Raw genomic sequence first — 4139 nt, forward strand, 5'->3', positions numbered from 1 at the left:
CGGCTGGGCGGCGCGGGCCGCGCTGGCGGTCCTCCCGCAGCCGCTCGCCCTGGCCCTGACGGGCGCCGTGATCACCGGCGCCTTCTGCGCCGTGGCGGTGAGCACCGGGGCCCTGGCCACGCTCACCGGAGACACCCGGCCGACCAGATTGCGAGGTGGCGCGTGACCGCCATGCCGCTCGTGCTCATGTACCACTCCGTGGAGAGGTACGACAGCGACCCGTTCCGCGTCACCGTCTCCCCCGGCCGCTTCGCCAGACAGCTCGGCTGGCTGGCCCGGCGCGGCCTGACCGGCGTCTCGATGCGCGAGCTGCTGCACCGCCAGGCGGAGGGGACCGCGCGCGGCCTGGTCGGGCTGACGTTCGACGACGGGTACGACGACTTCCTCGGCGAGGTCGTCCCGCTGCTGCTCAGGCACCGGTTCACCGCGACGGTGTTCGTGGTGTCGGAGCTGCTCGGCGGCCACAACGGCTGGGACGCCGGTGGCCCGCGCAAACGGCTGATGGACGCCGACGGCGTGCGCCGGGCGGCGAGCCTGGGCATGGAGGTCGGCTCGCATTCGGCCGGGCACCGCTCGCTCGCGGGCCTGAGCGAGGCCGAGCTCCGTCACGAGGTCACCGCCAGCAAGGCCACGCTGGAGCAGGTGCTCGGCGACGAGGTGAGCGGCTTCTGCTACCCGTACGGGCACGCCGGCGCCCGGGAGGTGAGCGCCGTCCAGGCAGCCGGGTACGGCTACGCCTGCGCGATCTGGCGCGGCCCGCTCACCGGCAGGCACCTGCTGCCCAGGACCTACGTCGGCGACCGCGACGGCGGGCTGCGGCTGAGCGTCAAGCGGGCGCGCCACCGGGTCAGGTGGGGCCGGTGAGGGTCCTGCACGTCATCACCGGGCTGGCGGCGGGCGGCGCGGAGCAGCAGTTGCGCGTCCTGCTGCCCCGGCTGCGGGCCAGGTGCGAGGTGGCGGTGCTGACCGGCAGCGGCGTGCTGGCCGACGCCATCGAGCGCGACGGCCTGCCCGTGCACCGGATCGGCATGCGCGGCAACACGGACCTGCGGGCGGTGGGGCGGCTGGCCCGGCTCATGCGCAGGCGGCGTTACGACGTGGTGCACACCCATCTGTACCGGGCCTGCGTGTACGGCAGGCTGGCGGCGCGGCTGGCCAACGTGCCGGCCATCGTGGCGACGGAGCACTCGATCGGCCACGAGCACATCGAGGGACGCCGGCTCACCCGTCCGGTCAGGGCGCTCTACCTGGCCAGCGAGCTGCTCGGGCACTCGACCGTGGCGGTGTCGCCCACGGTGGCCGAACGGCTGTCGCTCTGGGGCGTGCCGCGCTCGCGCATCGTGGTGATCCCGAACGGCGTGGACGGCGCGGCCTTCGTCTTCGACGCGGAGCTGCGCCGCCGTACCAGGGAGCGGCTCGGCGTGGACCAGGGCGCCTTCGTGGTCGGCGGGATCGGCCGGCTGGAGCCGGGCAAGCGCTTCGACCTGCTGGTGGAGGCGGTGTCGGCACTCGACGGGGCGGTGCTGCTGCTGGTCGGCACGGGGTCGTGCGAGCCGCGGCTGCGCCGGCTGGCCCGCCGGGCGGGCGACCGGGTGATCTTCGCCGGCGAGTCCACCGACGTGCCCGCCCTGCTGTCGGCGATGGACGTGCTGGCCGCGCCCTCGGCGGAGGAGGCGTTCGGCCTGGCGGTCGTCGAGGCGCTGGCCTCCGGCCTGCCCGTCCTGTACGGCGCGTGCCCCGCCGTCGAGGACCTGCCGCCGGGCGCGGCGCCGGGCGCGAGACGGGTCGTGCCGGACCGGCTGGCCACCGAACTGGCCGAGCTGGCCGCCCGGCCACCGGAACGGCTCCCCCCGCCTGACGCCGTCCGCTGCTACGACGTCCGCCACCAGGCGGACCGGCTGGAGTCGCTCTACCTGCGCCTGCTGGGCGCGGCACCCGAGGAGGAGAAACCATGAACAGGACCCCGGCCCGGCTCACGGGCCTGCTGTCGCGCTGGTGGCTGCCGTTGTCGCTGACGACGGGGCTGCTCGGCGGCCTCGCGTACACCCTGGCCGGGCAGGTCGTCTACACCTCGGACGCCTACGTCGTCGTGGTGGCGGGCGGCGAGGCGACGCGCGCGTCCGACTACGCCGCCGCCTACGCCCGGGTGGCGGCGCTGTCCGGCCTGCTCGGCGGCGCCCCGGCCGACCTGAGCGGCGTGAGCGTGGCCGCCTCGCCCGACGCCCCGCTGATCCGCCTCACCGCGGCGGCTCCGACCGCGGCGGAGGCCACCGGCCGGGCCGACCGGCTGGCGACCGCCCTGATCGCGTACGCCGGCGCCCACTCCACCGACACCCACGTGCGGCTGGCCCCCTTCGCCGGCGCCTCCTCCCCCAGCCGTCCCTCCGCTCCCGTGCCGCTGGTCAACCTGGCCGTGGGCGGCTGCGGCGCCGTCCTCCTGGGCGGCCTGCTCCGGCTGGCCGCGCCGCCGGCCAACCGCCGCCCCGTACGCGAGCCGCTGCCCGAGCCGATCGGGGCTTCCGCGTGAGCGCCGCGCCCTCGCGGACCTCGCGCGCGGGGCTGACGGTGCAGGTGGTCAGGGAGGACGGCGACCTGGCCGCGCTGTCCGCGGACTGGACGGACCTGTACGCCCGCAGTTCGGCCGCCACGCCGTTCCAGTCCTACGGCTGGCTGTGCTCCTGGTGGCGGGCGTACGGGACCCCGGGGCGGCTGCGCCTCTTCCTGGCCCGCCGGGGCGGGCGGCTGGTGGCGGCGGCGCCGTTCCTGCTGGAGCGGCGCGGTGGCTGCCGGGTGCTGACCCCCGTCGGCGCCGGCCAGGCCGACTTCACCGACATCGTCGTGGACGACCTCGAAGGCGACGCCGGCCTGCGCGAGCTGCGCGCCGGGATGCTGGCCCAGCCGGGCTGGGACGTGATGGACCTGCCGGAGGCACGGCCGGGCGCGACGGTGCGCAGGCTGGCCGAGCTGTGGGAGGGCAGGGCCTGGTCGCTGCCCGCCTCCACCTGCCTGCAACTGCCGGGGCAGCCGATCGAGCAGGTGCTGGCCGGGCTGAACAGCCGCCGGGCGCACCGGCTGCGGCACGCGCTGCGCAAGATCGACGCGCTGAACGTGCAGGCGGTCGAGGTCGGGGCGGACCAGGTCGAGGGGTCGGTGGCCGAGCTGCTGCGCCTGCACGCCATGCAGTGGGAGAGCCGGGCGATCAACATCCAGCACACGGAACGGCGCTTCCGCGACCACCTGGCCAGAGCGGTGCGGACGCTGGTGGTGGAGAACCAGGCGACGCTGACGGAGTACCGGGTCCGCGGACGCCTGATGGCCTGTGACTTCGTGCTGGTCGGCAAGGACTTCGTGGGCGGTTACCTGTACGGGGCCCATCCCGACCTGCGCGCCGAGGCCGACGTGCTCACCATGCTGCTGCGGCACAACCTGGCGCTCACCCACCGGATCGGCCGTCCCACGCTCAGCCTGCTGCGCGGCGACGAGCCGTACAAGACGAAGTTCGGCTGCGAGGCGGTGGTGAACCAGCGGGTGATGCTCGGGCGCGGGCTGCGCGCCGCCGCCTACGCCGCGACCGCGAACGCGCGCGCGGCCGGCCGGGAGCTGGTCAAGCGGCGCTGCCCGCGGCTGGCGCGGAAGGTGGCGGCATGGCAGTGAGGCCGGGCGTCCTGCACGTCACGCAGCCGGTGGACGGCGGGGTCGGGGCGTACGTGGCCACGGCCGCCGCCGACCAGGCGCGGCGGGGCTGGCGGGTCGCGGTCGCCTGCCCTCCTTCCGGGCGGCTCTTCGACGAGCTCACGGGCTCCGGCGTGCCGTGCCTGCCCTGGACGGCGGGCCGCGCCCCCGGACCGGCCGATCTGGTACGGGCGGCCGGGCTGGCCGGGATCGTCAGGGACTTCGCCCCCGGCGTCGTGCACCTGCACTCGTCCAAGGCGGGGCTGACCGGCCGGGCCGTGCTCAGGGGCCGGGTGCCCACGCTCTTCCAGCCGCACGGCTGGTCCTGGCTCGCGGTACGCGGCCCCGACGCCGCCGCGGCGCTCGCCTGGGAACGGCTGGCCGCGCGCTGGGCCGACAGGGTGATCTGCGTGGGCGCCGGCGAGGCCGGCCTGGCCGGGCGGCACGGCGTACGCGGCCGTCTCGTG

General features: G+C 76.3%; 5 protein-coding genes. All 5 read left to right on the forward strand.

What is annotated here, in order from left to right:
* Positions 1–171 precede the first annotated feature (171 nt).
* Positions 172–864 carry a polysaccharide deacetylase family protein gene (locus ABFX54_RS56030; protein ID WP_346115515.1) on the forward strand — a complete coding sequence of 231 codons (693 nt, stop codon included), beginning with the start codon at positions 172–174 and terminating at the stop codon, positions 862–864.
* Positions 861–1955, forward strand: a complete 1095-nt coding sequence (locus tag ABFX54_RS56035; protein WP_346115511.1) for a glycosyltransferase — start codon at positions 861–863, stop codon at positions 1953–1955. The genes ABFX54_RS56030 and ABFX54_RS56035 overlap by 4 nt, the downstream gene beginning before the upstream one ends.
* Complete coding sequence (locus tag ABFX54_RS56040; protein ID WP_346115512.1) at positions 1952–2527, forward strand: hypothetical protein; 576 nt, start codon at positions 1952–1954, stop codon at positions 2525–2527. Before ABFX54_RS56035 ends, ABFX54_RS56040 begins: the two co-directional genes overlap by 4 nt.
* On the forward strand, positions 2524–3654 hold the full coding sequence (locus ABFX54_RS56045) for a GNAT family N-acetyltransferase (protein ID WP_346115513.1): 1131 nt from the start codon (positions 2524–2526) through the stop codon (positions 3652–3654). The genes ABFX54_RS56040 and ABFX54_RS56045 overlap by 4 nt, the downstream gene beginning before the upstream one ends.
* Positions 3645–4139 (forward strand): glycosyltransferase (locus ABFX54_RS56050; protein ID WP_346115514.1); only part of this gene is annotated, 495 nt, incomplete at its 3' end. The genes ABFX54_RS56045 and ABFX54_RS56050, both read left to right, overlap by 10 nt.

Origin of the sequence: Nonomuraea maheshkhaliensis (genome assembly GCF_039529435.1) — a bacterium.
Lineage (GTDB): Bacteria > Actinomycetota > Actinomycetes > Streptosporangiales > Streptosporangiaceae > Nonomuraea > Nonomuraea maheshkhaliensis.